At 43.0% G+C, this 15,552-nt stretch carries 15 protein-coding genes; all 15 read left to right on the top strand.

Going from position 1 to position 15,552, the window contains the following annotated elements:
• The first annotated feature begins 466 nt into the window (after nucleotides 1-466).
• Nucleotides 467-1,669 carry an exodeoxyribonuclease VII large subunit gene (gene xseA / locus DP73_RS02200; protein WP_034597148.1) on the top strand — a complete coding sequence of 401 codons (1,203 nt, stop codon included), beginning with the start codon at nucleotides 467-469 and terminating at the stop codon, nucleotides 1,667-1,669.
• A gap of 3 nt (nucleotides 1,670-1,672) precedes the next feature.
• Complete coding sequence (gene xseB / locus DP73_RS02195) at nucleotides 1,673-1,981, top strand: exodeoxyribonuclease VII small subunit (protein ID WP_081962912.1); 309 nt, start codon at nucleotides 1,673-1,675, stop codon at nucleotides 1,979-1,981.
• A gap of 2 nt (nucleotides 1,982-1,983) precedes the next feature.
• A complete protein-coding gene (locus tag DP73_RS02190; protein WP_034597147.1) occupies nucleotides 1,984-2,850 on the top strand; it encodes a polyprenyl synthetase family protein in 867 nt (288 codons plus the stop codon).
• A gap of 14 nt (nucleotides 2,851-2,864) precedes the next feature.
• Entirely contained in the window at nucleotides 2,865-3,305 is a 441-nt protein-coding gene (locus DP73_RS02185) for a divergent PAP2 family protein (RefSeq protein ID WP_034597146.1), read from the top strand.
• Between the two features lie 44 nt (nucleotides 3,306-3,349).
• The gene (gene dxs, locus DP73_RS02180) at nucleotides 3,350-5,236 is read left to right on the top strand and encodes a 1-deoxy-D-xylulose-5-phosphate synthase (RefSeq protein WP_034597145.1); all 1,887 of its coding nucleotides are present in this window, start codon (nucleotides 3,350-3,352) and stop codon (nucleotides 5,234-5,236) included.
• 32 nt (nucleotides 5,237-5,268) lie between these two features.
• Complete coding sequence (locus DP73_RS02175; protein ID WP_034597144.1) at nucleotides 5,269-6,078, top strand: TlyA family RNA methyltransferase; 810 nt, start codon at nucleotides 5,269-5,271, stop codon at nucleotides 6,076-6,078.
• A 5-nt stretch (nucleotides 6,079-6,083) separates the two neighbouring features.
• A complete protein-coding gene (locus DP73_RS02170) occupies nucleotides 6,084-6,902 on the top strand; it encodes an NAD(+)/NADH kinase (RefSeq protein ID WP_034597143.1) in 819 nt (272 codons plus the stop codon).
• 105 nt (nucleotides 6,903-7,007) lie between these two features.
• Nucleotides 7,008-7,460 (top strand): arginine repressor, encoded by a 453-nt coding sequence (gene argR, locus DP73_RS02165; protein WP_034597142.1) that lies wholly within the window; start codon nucleotides 7,008-7,010, stop codon nucleotides 7,458-7,460.
• A 10-nt stretch (nucleotides 7,461-7,470) separates the two neighbouring features.
• Nucleotides 7,471-9,138, top strand: a complete 1,668-nt coding sequence (recN, locus tag DP73_RS02160) for a DNA repair protein RecN (protein WP_034597140.1) — start codon at nucleotides 7,471-7,473, stop codon at nucleotides 9,136-9,138.
• Between the two features lie 245 nt (nucleotides 9,139-9,383).
• The gene (gene spoIVB / locus DP73_RS02155; protein ID WP_205623350.1) at nucleotides 9,384-10,646 is read left to right on the top strand and encodes a SpoIVB peptidase; all 1,263 of its coding nucleotides are present in this window, start codon (nucleotides 9,384-9,386) and stop codon (nucleotides 10,644-10,646) included.
• A gap of 150 nt (nucleotides 10,647-10,796) precedes the next feature.
• Nucleotides 10,797-11,675, top strand: a complete 879-nt coding sequence (spo0A, locus tag DP73_RS02150; RefSeq protein WP_014901985.1) for a sporulation transcription factor Spo0A — start codon at nucleotides 10,797-10,799, stop codon at nucleotides 11,673-11,675.
• A 219-nt stretch (nucleotides 11,676-11,894) separates the two neighbouring features.
• Nucleotides 11,895-12,428, top strand: a complete 534-nt coding sequence (locus tag DP73_RS02145; RefSeq protein ID WP_034597139.1) for an NUDIX hydrolase — start codon at nucleotides 11,895-11,897, stop codon at nucleotides 12,426-12,428.
• On the top strand, nucleotides 12,428-13,597 hold the full coding sequence (locus DP73_RS02140; RefSeq protein ID WP_034597138.1) for an endonuclease Q family protein: 1,170 nt from the start codon (nucleotides 12,428-12,430) through the stop codon (nucleotides 13,595-13,597). The genes DP73_RS02145 and DP73_RS02140 overlap by 1 nt, the downstream gene beginning before the upstream one ends.
• 31 nt (nucleotides 13,598-13,628) lie before the next feature.
• Entirely contained in the window at nucleotides 13,629-14,228 is a 600-nt protein-coding gene (locus tag DP73_RS02135; protein WP_034597136.1) for a stage II sporulation protein M, read from the top strand.
• A 149-nt stretch (nucleotides 14,229-14,377) separates the two neighbouring features.
• Nucleotides 14,378-15,493, top strand: a complete 1,116-nt coding sequence (ald, locus tag DP73_RS02130; protein ID WP_014901989.1) for an alanine dehydrogenase — start codon at nucleotides 14,378-14,380, stop codon at nucleotides 15,491-15,493.
• Nucleotides 15,494-15,552: the final 59 nt, after the last annotated feature.

Below are 15,552 nucleotides of genomic sequence, written 5' to 3'. Positions count from 1 at the left end.
CTGTCTTTCGGGTCTATTATTAGGAGTGTTTTGGGGGATTTTTAAGGGTAGCCTCCCATGCCGCTTCGCAGCATCAGCAGATGATGAAAAAGATTCCACGATGTCTTACCATAGCACCCCTAAAGTTCTACTTCCAATCCCAACAAACTGGCTGGAGGAGCGCTTTTCTGCAAAGCGGATGCGTCAGTGGAGCCGCGTTAAGGCGAGGGCCGACGGTTCGCGTCCCCGTAGCGCGCCGCAGGTTCACATGCAGAAATACCTGGAGGTTCGGACGCGCTCGCGAACCGTCCAGCGAGCCAGCGGCGGAACTCGCAGACGCGTGCAGAAACGCGCTCCCTCCAGAGCCCGACAGGAACCGTCCCCTGTCAGGATGAGATCTATCCCGAAAAATCAGTAGCGCCCAAAGGCAGCCTCATTATTTCCTCCTGTCTTTTCTTTGTGATATTATAGCAGTGAGGTGAAGTTTGTGCCGAAAATATGGACTGTTTCTGAGTTGGTGGGCCGAATAAGTCAGGTCTTGCAGGAACATTGGGATTTACATAATTGTTGGATTAGCGGGGAACTTTCAAACTTTAAATATCATCGCGCTTCAGGTCATTGGTATTTTACCCTTAAAGATGAGACGTCGAATCTAAGAGGAGTAATGTTTAAGAGTCGAGCAGAACGAGTGCGCTTTCTTCCCTCAGATGGTCTAAAAGTTCTAATTCGTGGCAATATTCGTATGTATGAGCGGGATGGTACCATACAACTCTATGCAGAGGAAATGGAACCCAGTGGGCTTGGTCAACTGTACTTGGCTTTTGAACAGTTGAAAAAGAAGCTGGCTGAAGAAGGATTGTTCGATCCCAACCGCAAGAAGAGTATACCACGCTTGCCCAGGCGCATTGGTATTGTAACAAGCCCGACAGGGGCAGCAATTCGAGATATTATCAATATCATTGAACGCCGTCATCCCAGGATGTCCTGGATCTTAGCGCCAGCTGCTGTCCAAGGTGAAGGGGCACCCTTTGAAGTGGCTCAAGCGATTGAGCGTCTCAATCGCCATGGGTCTGTAGATGTTATTATTGTCGGGCGAGGCGGAGGTTCTTTAGAAGAACTATGGGCTTTTAATACCGATATAGTTGCCCGTGCTATCGCCGCTTCGGTTATTCCTATTATATCAGCGGTAGGTCATGAAACCGATGTAACCATTGCAGATTACGTAGCAGATTTAAGGGCACCGACCCCTTCAGCCGCAGCAGAGCTGGCTGTGCCAATTTTAGATGAGCTTCAGTTGTTAGTAGCTCAAATGAGCCTTCGGATGCGGGGGGCTATGGCACTATTAATTGAACGGAAACGGCAGCAGATTACGGGCCTTGCTAACAAGGGGCCCCTCAGAGACCCTTTCTGGCGAATAGATCAGAATCGTCAACGCTTAGATTCTTTGCAAATGCGCCTTCAAGAGGGGATGACTAGATTTGTAATCGATAAAAATGGTATACTAAATTTATTGGCTGCAAAGCTGGATTTACTAAGCCCTTTAGCGATTCTGGGAAGAGGCTACTCGCTGGCTTATAAAGAAGACGGTACCTTGCTTCGGTCGATTCATGATATCGAGGTTGATTCACAAATACAAGTTCGTTTAAGCGAAGGGCGTCTAAACTGCAGCGTTTTGGAGAAGGGGATTTAATCTATGAGTATAGATATAGCTACGGGGGATCTTTTCAATTTAGAGCATGATAAAGTAGAAGAGACTAAAGCCGATGAACCAAAATCCTTAGAAATGGGGCTTCAAACTTTGGAGGAAATTGTAAGGATGCTGGAACAAAAGGATCTGCCTTTAGAAAAGGCTCTGAACTTATTTAAGGATGGCGTAGGTCTCGTTCAATATTGCTCACAGGTGTTGGATCAAGCAGAAAAACAGATGGAGATATTGCTTGAAGGTTCAGATGGACAGTTGCAAATAAAGCCAGCTAGTTTTGATGGGAAGGATGAACGTTAGACGTGTTTAAGGAAACCTTTCAACGATATCTGACTATGATCGAAGAAACTCTGGCACAGTTGCCATGGAGAAAGAATAGTCTAGATGAGAGTATGTATTATTCCTTAATCGGAGGGGGAAAACGGATTCGCCCTGTGTTAGCGCTAGCCTCAGCCGAAGCTGTGGGTGGAAAACCTGAAAGTATCCTAAGAGCCGCTGCAGCTCTGGAACTTATCCATACCTACTCATTAATTCATGATGATTTGCCGGCGATGGATAATGATGACTATCGCCGGGGGAGATTATCCAATCATAAAGTTTACGGTGAGGCGGGAGCAATTCTGGCGGGAGATGCCCTCTTAACCTATGCGTTTGAACTGCTGGCCAGTTTAGAGCTAGGTCAACCGGAAAGGGAACTGCGGATTATTCGTGAAGTCGCTGTTGCTTCAGGAAAAGACGGTATGGTTGGGGGGCAGGTTGCGGACGTAGCCGCCGAGGGAATAGTCCTTACCTTGCCTGAGATTGAAGAAATTCATAAGGGTAAAACGGGCGCCTTATTAACTGTTTCGGCACGTCTCGGAGGAGTTTTAGGTGGTGGGACTGAAGATGATATACAAGCTCTTACTGATTATGCTCAAGCCTTAGGGTTAGCATTTCAGATAAAAGATGATATTTTAGATGTGATTGGGGACAGTGAAATTCTCGGTAAGCCCGCTGGGAGTGACCTGCGACAGGGCAAATCGACTTACGTTTCTTTGCTAGGGCTTGAAGGAGCATCTGGAGAATTGCATTCTCAAATTCTCAAAGCTCAAGCCGCAATTAAACCATTCGGCCAAAAGGGAAACTTTCTTAATGAGCTGGCACTTTATATTGAAGAACGCAAACACTAAAAGAGGTAGATATTATGCCTTTTTTTCTGGGGATTTTCCACAATGCAATCCTGATTTCGGCGATTACTGCCTGGTTTTCTGCCCAGTTCTTAAAAGTAATCGTTAATCTAATTGTAATAAGAAAACTAAATTTCTCATTATTTTTTAGTTCCGGTGGTTTTCCCAGTTCCCACTCCGCAATGGTGAGTGCATTGGCTTTAGGTGTTGGGAAATACCATGGCTGGGATTCGCCCATTTTTGCGGTAGCGGCTGTTTTCCTGATAGTTGTTTTATATGATGCTACCGGAGTCAGACGGGCTGCCGGAAAACAGGCCGAGGTTCTGAATAAATTAATTGAGTTTTTATATCATGGACCGGATCTTGCTCAAAAACGATTAAAAGAACTGATTGGACATACTCCTTTCGAAGTTTTTGGGGGAGTCATTGTTGGGATAATAGTAAGTCTTCTAATTTAGATTTTCTGCTTTGAATACAGCTTAATTACAAGGGGGGAAGAAGGATGGGACTTCTTGAAAGGATCCAAGAACCTAGGGACTTGCGCAAGCTAGATTTTCAAGAGCTAAATATGTTGGCGCAAGAGATTCGAGAAGAAATGATAAAAGTGGTCTCCAAAAACGGAGGGCATTTAGCGCCGAACCTGGGGGTTGTGGAACTAACCTTGGCGTTACATCGAATATTTGATAGCCCCCAGGATAAAATTGTGTGGGATGTCGGTCACCAAACCTATGTACATAAACTTTTGACAGGGCGATTAAGACAGTTTAAGACCATTCGTCAGTACAAAGGATTGTCAGGCTTCCCTAAACGAGGAGAGAGCCCCCACGACAGTTTTGAAACAGGCCACTCCAGCACATCCATATCAGCCGCAGTTGGGTATGCCAAAGCTCGGGATGTTCTGAGAGAAAAACACCATGTTGTGGCTGTCATTGGAGACGGAGCTATGACTGGTGGGATGGCTTACGAAGCCTTAAATCACGCAGGACATAGTGAAACCAACGTCATTGTGGTTTTGAATGACAATGAGATGTCTATTTCACCAAATGTAGGCGCTATGTCTACCTACTTGAACCGATTAAGGACGGATCCACTCTATGATAAGCGAAAAGAAGATCTGGAGTATCTATTAAAGCGAATTCCTGGGATAGGAAATCAGGTAGCAAAGCTAGCTGCTAAAGCTAAAGATAGCGTAAAGTACTTACTTGTTCCCGGACTGCTTTTTGAAGAGTTAGGGTTTACCTATTTAGGCCCTATTGACGGTCATGATCAAGCCTGTGTAGAGCAAGTGTTAGACCAAGCTAAGAATAAGAAAGGGCCGGTTCTTGTTCATGTTGTGACTTGTAAAGGAAAAGGGTACAAACCGGCTGAAGAGAATCCGGATGTTTTTCATGGACTAGGCCCTTTTGATCCGGAAACTGGGAAAGTCATTAAAAAATCCGCTCCCCCAACCTACACCACAGTTTTTGGAGAAACTCTTTGTAAGCTGGCTAAGGAAAATCCAAAAATTGTGGCGATTACTGCAGCAATGCCCAGTGGAACAGGTCTGAAAGAATTCGCAAGGGAATTTCCTAAACGCTTTTTTGATGTGGGGATTGCTGAGCAGCATGCAGTGACATTTGCCGCTGGATTATCTTTCGGGGGTCTAAAACCTGTAGTCGCCATATACTCTACCTTTTATCAAAGAGCCTATGATCAAGTTTTGCATGATGTTTGTTTGCAAGGAGCCAATGTTGTTTTGGCAATTGACCGTGCCGGTATTGTCGGTGATGATGGACCCACCCATCATGGAGTGTTTGATATATCCTTTTTTAGAATCATTCCTAACCTGGTTTTAATGGCTCCTAAAGACGAAAATGAGTTGCGCCATATGCTTTTTACGGCACTAAAACATGACGGCCCGGTTGCCTTGCGGTATCCAAGATCAGTGGGGCAAGGTGTGACGCTAGATGATGACCTAACCGAAATTCCTATTGGAAAAGCAGAAGTCTTGAGAGATGGCAGAGATGTAACTTTAATTGGGATTGGCCCAATGGTACATACTTGTCTTCAGGCGGCACAAGAATTAAGTCAGCGCGGGGTAGACGCCGCTGTTATAAACTTGCGTTATATAAATCCCTTAGATCGTAAACTCTTATCTCACTATGCTCGACTCACTAAAAAGATTATCACCTTAGAAGACCATTCTCTTAAAGGGGGCATGGGAAGCGCGATTCTAGAATTTCTTGAAGAAGAAGGGCTCAGCGGAGTAACAGTCGAACGATTGGGATACCCTGGTTTTGTTGATCAAGGCCCAATTCCTCAATTGCTTTCGATCCATGGTTTATCAACAAAGGGTATTATGCAAGCCGCTGAACGGCTAAGGCTATTTCGCAACGTTGCTCAGTCGTAAAATTTCTGCTCAAGGTTAAAGGACGGGATACAGTGGCTAAAGGAAAAGAACGAATTGATGTGTTAATGGTCAAGAACGGCTTGGCAGCCAGCCGTGAGAAGGCTAAAGCAATGGTAATGTCAGGAATTGTTTTTGTAGCCGGACAACGTGTAGATAAACCGGGGGTAGAAGTTTCTCTAGAATCTATAATTGAGTTGAAAGGAGAGATCCTGCCATTTGTTTCGCGGGGAGGATTAAAACTGGCCAAAGCACTGGAGGCTTTTCCCATCTCATTTAAGGACAAAGTAGTCGTAGATATAGGGGCTTCGACGGGAGGGTTTACAGATTGTGCTTTACAAAACGGTGCTAAACGAGTATATGCAGTTGATGTCGGGTATGGGCAGTTAGACTGGAAACTGCGGACAGATCCTCGGGTTGTCTCCATGGAGCGAGTAAATGCACGTTATCTCTCTAAGGATACCTTGCCGGAGAAAGTTGATTGGGTTGTAACGGATGTTGCTTTTATTTCGGTTACTAAAATCTTTGGGGCAATGATAGCAATCCTTAAAGATGATGGACAAGTAGTAGCTCTGATCAAGCCTCAATTCGAGGCTGGGCGAGAGCATGTGGGGAAAAAAGGCGTTGTAAGAGATAGTGGCGTTCATAAGCAAGTTATTGCGACAGTTTTAAGTCAAGCAGAAGGTATAGGATTTCGGGTCTTAGGGTTAAACTATTCACCAATTCGTGGACCAGAGGGAAATATTGAATATTTAGCTTGGTTAGGTTTGCAAAATGAAGAGGGAATAGATTGGCATTCAGAGCTGGAACTTGTAGTTCAAAAGGCTCAGAAAGAGACGGAATAGTATCTATGCAAAAAATTGTTGGTTTGTGGCGTAATATGAGTAAACCGGAAGCCCTGACCTTAGCGGTCAAGATTGAGGATTGGTTTCAAGCTCGTGGTTGGCAGGTTTTAACCGAGTGGGAAGATATTATTAAGCACAAGATAGAGTTTCTAATATCTCTGGGAGGGGATGGTACTCTTCTCCAGGCAGCCCGAGAAGCTTCCACCTATGGAATCCCTGTGATGGGAGTGAATTTCGGAAAACTGGGTTTTCTCTGTGAAATTGAACGGGAAGAAGTCTACAGCGCTTTGGAAAAACTTCTGCGGCAAGAATATCAAATTCAAGAGCGTTTGATGTTTAATGTAGTTATTAACGGCGGCGGTCAAGACGGTGCTTCCTACAGGGTATTAAACGATGTGGTTTTTTCCAGAGCAGGCAGTGATGGAATCATTACATTGCAAGCAAACCTTTCCGGAGAACCTTCCGTCAGTTATCCTGCCGACGGCTTGATAATCTCTACGCCAACAGGATCCACAGCCTATTCACTTTCTGCCGGAGGGCCAATTGTCAGTCCAAATGTTCAAGCAATTTTATTGACCCCTTTAGCTGCACATTCTTTATCTGCTCGGCCTATGCTTGTTTCAGATGAAGAAGAAATAAAAATCCTCTTGGCTAATGGAGAAAAATGTGTAGTGACCTTTGATGGCAGACAAAGCACCTTAATTTATGCAGATCAAGCAGTTGTCATCAAAACTGCGCCAACAAAAGCTTTATTGATTCGAATAGGCACTCGTAGTTTCCCGCAGGTTGTTCGAGAGAAGTTAAGAGATCGTTGGCATGATTAAAAATCAAGGTGTGATGTCGATGCTCCAGGCATAAATTCAGATTGTATAAGCGGGATTGGAGGTTGCGTCAAGCAACCTCACACTTTCGTGAAAGGAGGCTAGAGTATGAAAGCACGTCGCCAAATGAAGGTTCAAGAACTTATTACTAAGGAAATTATTCATACTCAGGAGGATCTTGCTGAAAGACTACGTTTATCCGGCTTTGATGTTACCCAGGCAACCGTATCTAGAGATATTAAAGAAATGGGCTTAATAAAAGTCCCCAGCCAAGGGGAAGAGTACCGCTATGCAATTCCAAGCGAAGCTCATCCGGTGAACGTACAAGATCGTTTGAAGAGGTTATTAAGAGAAGCTATGGTGTCTATTAATGACACAGATAATCTTATTGTAATACGAACGATACCCGGAAACGCTCATGCCTTAGCAGCAATTATGGATAACAGCAACTGGGAAGAGCTTATTGGTACTGTTGCAGGAGATGACACAATTCTATTGGTAATCAAGCCAAAGGAGGCCGTTCAGACGGTTCTTGAAAGGATAAGCGCCTTGCTGGGATAGGAGGAATTTTATGCTCGCGGAGCTTAACGTGGAGAATTTTGGACTTATGGAGACTGTTCGCATGGACTTTGGTCGGGGCTTAACAGTGTTTACAGGAGAAACCGGCGCAGGAAAATCTATGCTAATCGACGCCTTGGGGGTTCTGTTAGGTGGGAGAGCCAGCATCGATTTCATCCGGCACGGGGAATCCCGGGCACGGATTGAAGGTGTCTTTGAGGATCTGGCCCCGGAGTATCTACTTAGGCTCGAAGAAGCTGGCTATCCTGTTGAAGATGGACAGTTATTTCTTTTTCGGGAAATAAACTCTACGGGAAAAAACGTCTGCCGTGTTCAAGGCCGGTCAATTCCGTTGACTCTCTATCGTTCACTTTGTGTAGGGCTTGTAGATATTCACGGTCAAATAGAACATCTTTCTCTCTTTCGCCCTGACACCCACCAAAATCTTTTAGATGCTCTTGGAGGCCTTCAAGGTGATGTTGATTTAGTGAGTAAAGCTGCCAGAGCCTACCAAAAGATTCTTCGCAAAGAACGCGACTTATCTATCTCAGAAGATGAACGACAAAAGCGGGAAGAGGTGCTTGCGTTTCAAATTGAGGAGATTGAACGGGTTAATCCGGTGCCCGGCGAAGAAGAAAATCTCTCTCAAGAAAGGAAACGACTCAGCAATGCAGAGAGAATTTCAAGTTTGGGTTCTGAGGCTTATGAGACCCTTTATGAAGGCTCTGCTGGCAAGCCATCAGTCTTTGATATGCTAGGCCGGGTGCGTAAAGCCCTGCAGGAACTGAATCGCTTAGATGAGAGTTTAAATGTCTATGACCAAATCGAATCTATCTACTACTCCACCGAAGATCTGGCTGAACAAATTCGGGCATATCGTGATAATTTTGAGTTCGAACCCGGAAGGCTCGACCAGATTGAAGAGAGACTGATTCTTCTCAAAAAGCTAAAGAGATTTGGAACTACAATTGAAGAAGTTTTAGCTAAGCGGGATACTATGCTTCAAGAACTGGATCAGATAACCCATGTTCAGGAACAATTTGAAACAATTAATCAAGAAAAGCGAGAAGCCCTCAAAGCTTATGAAAAAGTAGCAAAACAGCTGAGCTTAAAACGTCATGAAATTGCTAAGAACATTGAAAACGGACTGGCGCTGGAATTTGCTGATTTGGGTTTAGAGAAAAGTCGTTTTGAAGTACGGTTTACACCTAATGACGAGCCTACCACAGGTGGGTTTGAAACAGCAGAATTCTATTTTTCGGCTAATTTGGGGGAACCTCCCAAACCCTTGGCAAAAGTTGCATCGGGCGGAGAAATGTCTCGTTTGATGCTTGCCTTAAAGAGTTTGCTGGCTAGAGTCGAAAGTGTAGGCACTTTTATCTTTGATGAGGTAGACAGTGGCGTGGGAGGCAGAACGATTCACCGAGTTGGTGAAAAATTGGCCAAGATTGCTCAAAATAAGCAGGTTTTCTGTATTACACACGCAGCTCAGGTCGCGGCTTTTGCCGAAGCTCACTATGGTATAATAAAGGAAGTAACTGGGGAAAGGACTCGGACTCGTGTTGATATATTATCTGAGAATGAGCGTATTGAGGAACTTGCCAGAATGCTCGGAGGCGGAGAAATAGAAATAGCTCGTAAACATGCCCAAGAATTATGGCAGCGATTAGGACGCGGGTAAACCTGAGGTACGAGGTATGGGTACATTCTTAGATTTTTTTGAGATTGCGTAATTAAAATTATGCAATCTTTTTATTTTGTCTAATTTGGAATTGTTTTAGTGAATCTGGAACACATTTGTCAGGATGAAAAAGAAGTGATTTGGATAATTTAAGATTAGAATTTCGAAGCAACAACTTCACTAACTTATTATATTGACCGCTCTATAAACGAGGAAAAAAGGGGAGATTAAATGGGGAGAATAGAGTGGAGGATGATAAGAGAGTGAAAAAAAGAAGTGTATTATTAGTGATCAGTCTCTTGTATTGCACCTTCCTTCAACTATTAGTAGAATTGCCTCAAATGCATCAAGCTCAAGTTAGTCAAGTAGAGCCAAGTGTCAGTGGAATTTGGTCAAAAGTTATTCGAATTGAAAAAACTTCATCTGTTTCTGCTTCTTCTTCAAGTTTATCTAATTCACAGGTTTCTCAAAAGCTAGATATAGCTTATAAGCTATTTGGTATCTTTCCCTTAAAGACGGGAGAAGTTGAAGTAATGAGTCCTATGTCATTAATTCCAGGAGGCCAATCGATTGGTGTTACCTTGCAGACAAAAGGAGTTATGGTAGTAGGACAGGCTCCGGTAGTTGATAAGAATGGAAAGAATTCTTTTCCTGCCAAAGATGCTGGGATTCAAGTAGGAGATATTTTGTTGAAAATTGAAAACCAAGACGTTAAAACAGACCAAGAGGTATCCAATGCAATTGATGCTGCAGGTAAACAAAAAGGAACCGCAACAGTATTGTTTAAACATCAAGACCAAATGGTTGAAAAAGTAGTCACTCCTATTTATTGTGTTGAGACCGGAAGGTATAGAATGGGCTTATTTGTTCGCGATGAAGCTGCAGGTGTCGGAACCTTATCCTTTATAAACCCGGCAAATAATTTATATGGTGCGTTAGGTCATGTAATTACCGACGCAGATACTAATCAGAAGATAGAAGTTTATAATGGAAAGGTAATAGCCTCAACAATTTACGCTATTGAAAAGGGGAAACGTGGTCATCCGGGTGAGAAAATCGGTTCCTTTGTTCCCAACTCTAGTTTTAGTGGAACTATCGAAAAAAATACTATGACAGGTATTTTTGGTAAAATGAATGGACAAGTTGAAAATCCTTATTTCAAGGAAGCCATTCCGGTTGGATGGGAATCAGATGTGAAAGTCGGCCCCGCAAAAATATATACGGTAATAAAAGGAGAAAAGATTGAGGAGTTTACTGTTAATATCGATCGAGTTATGCATAATCGAACAGACAGTAAAAATATGATTATTAGAGTAACCGATCCCAGACTGCTAGAAGTTACAGGCGGCATCATTCAAGGAATGAGCGGAAGTCCAATTGTGCAGGATGGCAAGCTAATTGGAGCAGTAACTCATGTCTTTGTGAATGACGCACAACGAGGGTATGGAGTTTTTATTCAGAACATGATCAATGACAGCTCCATGCCCGGTAAACAGGAAGCGGCTTAAGTGTCAATTAAATATTTTTAGAGCAGCCATTTCGGCTGCTCTGATTCAATTTCGAAATAAAAAGTTAAATTTCTCGCTTGAAAAGCAGGAGTATTAAAACAGTTGTCGAAAATATAAACTGAAAGCGGCGAATGAGGGGGATCCTGGGAAATGCAAAGGCCTATACGTGTCTTATTAGCAGATGACAACCGAGAATTTGTCGAGGTGGTCAAGGAATATATTGAACGTCAGGAGGATATGAGCCTTGTAGGGGTAGCATATCATGGAAATGAGGCTCTAGAATTAATTTCTCGGGAAGAACCTCATGTTGTGCTATTAGATATCATAATGCCCCATCTTGATGGATTAGGTGTATTGGAAAAACTTCAAAATGCATCCCTTAGACCTAAGATTATTATCTTGACTGCTTTTGGGCAGGAATCGATGACTCAGCGGGCTGTCAGTCTTGGTGCAAATTATTACATTTTGAAACCCTTTGATTTAGAAATTCTGGGGAAACGAATTCGTCAATTACAAGATGATTTTTCTAGTACCCTAAATAGTGCTTCCAATGGCAACAGAGCAGGTGCCATGAATTCGAGCGCTACTACAAATCCTAATATTAATACAGCGTCTAACAATAATCTGAATTTAAGTTCAAGTTCACAGATTTCCACCGGAATTTTACCACCTACTTCGAAAAATCTCGAAGTAGAAGTTACCAGAATGATTCACCAAATGGGTGTACCAGCCCATGTCAAAGGGTACCAGTATTTACGAGATGCAATCGTAAATGTAGTTACTGATGTATCCCTGCTGGGGGCGGTGACCAAAGAGCTCTATCCAATGATTGCCGTAAAATATCAGACAACTCCAAGTCGAGTTGAACGAGCCATTCGTCATGCCATTGAATTGGCTTGGGATCGGGGAAATGTCGATTTCATGAATCGCTTTTTTGGCTATACCATTAATGTGGATCGGGGTAAACCGACAAATTCGGAGTTTGTAGCAATGGTTGCTGACAAACTGCGGATGTCGATAATGTACTAGGTTAGGACGCAAGAGTAAATAGCGGGTAATAATTTGCATGAGAGAATACTAAATCTTTTAAACTTTAGTTAAAAAGAGTTAGTATTTTTCTTATTCAAGATGGTTTATAAAGCATTTGGAGAGGATCAAACGGATGCTTATAATGCCTCTAACATGTTGAATTTTACGCTGAAATATAGGGTAAGATGGATTAAAGGAATAAGAGAGGGAGAGTAATTATTGGAAAAGGACAATTTACTGGAAGAATGCTTAGAGGGGGAAGTTATATTAGAGGGGCGCATAATTCGAGTTGAACGGGATTCTGTGCTCTTGCCAAATGGGCATGTGTCAACGCGTGAGGTGGTAAGACATCCAGGCGCTGTGGGCGTAATTGCTGTATTGGATCAAGAAATACTTTTGGTGCGTCAATATCGATATGCAATTGCTCAAGAGACTTTAGAAATCCCTGCAGGAAAACTGGATGCTAATGAATCTCCCCTGGAATGTGCTGAACGGGAACTTCGTGAAGAAACAGGTTATAGAGGCAGTATGGAAGGTGTTAGTACCTTTTATACCACGCCGGGGTTTACGGACGAGGTTATGCATTTATTCTTGGCTCGAGATTTAATTTGGGATCCCCTAAAACCGGATGAAGACGAATTTTTAAAAGTAGAAAGAATTCCCTGGGATAAAGCAGTGCAAATGGCGCGGCAGAACCTGTTCAAAGATGCCAAAACGATTCTTGGGATACTGCTTCTTCAAGGTCAAATTTGATGGTCTTTGCAGATCTGCACATTCATATCGGTCAAAGCCTGGATGGGAAATGTGTGAAAGTCACTGGGGCAAAGTCATTAACACTACCCAATATTATTCGTGTAGCCAGAGAAGTAAAGGGGCTCTCCTTAGTTGGGATTGTAGATTCTCATTCCCCAGGCGTCCAAGGGGATTACAAGGCCTTACTCGCCTCTGGGGATCTGAAACCCCTTTCAAGGGGAGGATATTCATGTAAAGGTTTAGTACTGGTTCCAGGACATGAAATTGAATTACAGGTGGGAGAAGGGAACGCTCATTTATTGGCCTATTTCCCATATATCGAGCAAGTAGAACACTATGTTCGCTCTATAAAAAGTTGCCTTAAGAACTGGCAGTTAAGTACCCAGAAAGGCCACCTTCCAATCGATTTATGGTTAGAAGCTGTTAGCAAGGCAGAGGGAATCTGGTTTCCAGCCCATGTTTTCACACCCCATAAGGGTATTTACGGAAATTGTTGTCGGCGCTTAAGAGATGTTCTGCCAACCTTGCCTAATGCTATAGAAATTGGCCTTAGTGCTGATCGAAGTATGGCTGAGAGCATTAGCGAACTTGATTCAATGGTAATGTTCAGTAACTCTGATGCTCACTCTCTGCCTAATATTGCCCGAGAGTACAACTCACTCACCCGGACTGATCTCTCTTTTGGAGGATTGTTGGATTTGGTCAGTGGAAAAACCAAAGGGGTGGTTCGAAATTATGGCTTGCCCCCGAAAATTGGGAAATATCATCGAACCTATTGTTTGACTTGTGAAAAAATAGTTCATAATCCAGCCCCACAGCTGACATGTCCGAGATGCGGAAGCCGACAGGTGGTTATGGGGGTCTTAGATCGCTTATTAAGTATAGCTGACCGTCCAATCGGTAAACATGATGTTTCAACTTATGTTCATCAAGTTCCCTTGAGGCAGCTCCCTGGAATTGGAGCTAAAATGTATGAGCGTTTATTAAAGGCCTTTGGTACGGAAATGGCTATTTTGCATCAAGTTGAATTTGAAGAATTGCAGTCCATTGCGGGTGAAAAAGTCGCGGCTTGGATAATTAAAGCACGCCATGGAGAATTAGTAGTAGATGCGGGTGGTGGTGGACTATTTGGCAGAGTTGTGGACATACTTTCCCATCCTATGGAATAAAATCTTTTAGGGGCTAGGGGAGGGATAAAGTATGTGGAAACAGCTTGGCGAACACATTCGGCAATATTGGGTTATTTATCTTACGCTTTCCAGTGTTTATCTTGCAGGTATGGTTTTTGGGGGAGTAGGGGTTAATGCTTTAGGAGTTTCCGAAACCTCTCAATTAGGCAATTTTTTGGAGACACTTTTGAAAAGCCAACCAACAACATTTGAGCCTGCTTTTCTCGGACAGTTGGCCAGGGATATGTTCATTATGATGGCTGGAATTTGGATCTTAGGGCTTACGATTATTGGTGCGCCATTAATCTATTTGATTGTTTTTACTCGAGGATTCATTTTAGGCTTTACAATTAGTTTTATTATTGGTGCCAAAGGCACGCTAGGAATCGCTCTGGTATTAACGACTATGTTTGTACCAACAATATTCTCTATTCCTTTATTGCTTCTTGGGGCGGGGTTAGCTACAATCTTTTCGTTTCTATTACTCCGTGGTAAAGCTAGAGGAGAGTCTTTAAGAAGGGAGTTTTTATATTATACTGCAGCCGCTGCCTTTGTATCTGTGGGGGCTGTTGCAGTTGGAGTTGCGCAAGGATATTTTTCAATCCTTGGTTTGCGCTTTTTCCATCTTTAAGTGTTATTATTAGATACCAAGGTTAACATATGGGCAATTCTAGGACGCTGCAGATTTCAAGGCTTGCTATCGGGACAAGAGTTGCATTATAATACAACTATCAAGTAGTCATCGGATAAAAGGCTAATGAGTGAGATGGAGGTTTAATCATGCTGATTGGAGTACCGAAAGAGGTTAAAAACAATGAGAGTCGTGTAGCTATTACTCCGGCAGGAGTCCACGCGTTTACTTTAACTGGGCACAAAGTATTCGTAGAAAAGGAAGCTGGAGAAGGAAGTGGCATTACCGATCAACAGTATATGGATGCTGGTGCTCAGATCGTTGATTCAGCCGAAGAAGTTTGGACAGCTGATATGATCATTAAGGTTAAGGAACCGGTTCAAGAAGAATATGGGTATTTTAAAAAGGGACAAATTCTATTTACTTATTTGCATCTAGCTAAAGAACCGGAATTAACCAAGATGCTCATGGAGAAACAAGTCGTCGCCATAGCCTACGAAACCATTCAATTAGATAATGGGTCACTGCCTTTGCTTATTCCGATGAGTGAAGTAGCAGGTCGTATGTCAATACAAATTGGAGCTGAATTGTTAGAAAAACCCAAAGGTGGCAAGGGAGTCCTACTAGGAGGAGTTCCTGGAGTAACACCTGCTAATGTAACCATCATTGGAGGGGGAATTGTTGGAACGAATGCAGCCAGGATGGCTATTGGCCTAGGTGCAGGAGTTACAATTGTGGAAAAGAGTACCCAAAGACTAAGAGACATTGATGAAATGTTTAACGGCAGAGTTAGAACTTTAGCGTCTAACCCGTTCAATATTGCCAACAGTGTTGCTAAAGCCGATTTGCTCGTTGGCGCTGTACTTATTCCAGGTGCCCGGGCGCCGCACTTAGTTACTGAAGATATGGTTCAAGCAATGTCACCAGGCAGTGTTATCGTTGATGTTGCAATTGACCAAGGGGGAAGTATTGCGACTATTGATCGTGTTACAACTCATGATGATCCCACTTTTATTAAATATGGTGTTGTTCATTATGCGGTTCCCAATATTGCCGGAGCAGTTGCTCGAACATCAACCTTTGCTCTGACTAATGTAACCCTTGGGTATGCACTTGAGATTGTTAATAAGGGGTATTTTAAAGCAATTCAAGAAAATAGATCCTTACGTAAAGGGGTCAATGTCATTAACGGTAAGTTGACCTATAAAGCTGTCGCTCAATCACTTAACATAATGTATACCCCCTTAGAAGAGGCCCTCCTCTAATTGATAGATCAATAGAATAATAGCTAAAAAGTTAGATTATTATTTGTCGAGTGGAATCC

Source organism: Desulfosporosinus sp. HMP52 (assembly GCF_000765145.1).
In the GTDB taxonomy this organism is placed as follows: Bacteria; Bacillota; Desulfitobacteriia; order Desulfitobacteriales; family Desulfitobacteriaceae; genus Desulfosporosinus.
The sequence above is the reverse complement of the archived record's forward strand: the minus strand, read 5'-3'. Positions and strand labels throughout refer to the sequence as shown.